We start from the raw sequence: 894 nt of genomic DNA, 5'->3' as shown, positions 1-894 counted from the left end.
ACATTCTACAAGATAGGTGCCCTTTTTTGTATGCTTTTTTTGGATTTTATTGGTTAATCAACACGCATGGTCTAATACATAAAAAGGAACTGTTTTGTTATTAAACATCAAATTTTTCAACATTACTCAAAAAGACCAAATAAAAAGCGTGGAAGCAGGAATTGAGCGATATTTTGACGGAAGTTTGCCAGATATTATAACCCAGTTGGGCGTCCCGCAGTCCATTGATTACTTCGGGAATTTAATTGGTAAAAATGACTATCGGTTGATGGATACTGTAATCGTTTTGAAAACGCCAAATTTCAATTATGAGACTTACGTGTTGGATAAATTCTTTTATAATTCTATCGAAGGATTGCCAAGTCATAGCTTTTCAGTTTTCAAGAACAGAGATGTTGAGGCAATCAGACTTTCTTCAATTGCGGGAGAAATATATCAAGCTGTTCGTAGAGTTGCTCGTGATAATCCGAATACAGCAAGAATTTACGTTGTCAACGACAATCAAGATGTGATGAATATGGTCAGAGAGCAAATGCCGAATATCCAATATTATATGCACCAGATTCATTTGAATAAATCTGCTGATAGTGAAAAACAAAAAAGTCCAATCGCTTAAAAGTGCAAGAGTTAAAATGGCAAAGGAAATTATAATCAAATCGAAAGAATCTGGGGACCCGTTTATTAATAAGAGGGATATCCGAGTCAAATTGGATATAAAGAGTAGCCCTAATTTCACTCAAATTCTAAGTGAACTTGAAACATTTCTCGATGTGAATAAAATCGAAAACATCGGTCAGAAACTCGTATTTACCTAAGGTGTATATATCAATCTGAGGCTCTTTTCATTTTTTATAGTGAAACAAGTAAACATTTCACAAATAAATCGTCGTTTTC

1 protein-coding gene is annotated in these 894 nt (G+C 34.0%); it reads left to right on the top strand.

Going from position 1 to position 894, the window contains the following annotated elements; all coding sequences use genetic code 11:
- Positions 1 to 94: 94 nt before the first annotated feature.
- Complete coding sequence (locus tag AC1UFB_RS06585; protein ID WP_482588818.1) at positions 95 to 616, top strand: hypothetical protein; 522 nt, start codon at positions 95 to 97, stop codon at positions 614 to 616.
- The last annotated feature ends 278 nt before the right edge of the window (positions 617 to 894 follow it).

This window comes from Priestia sp. KCTC 13724 (assembly GCF_056820425.1).
This window is presented reverse-complemented; position numbering and strand designations above follow the sequence as displayed.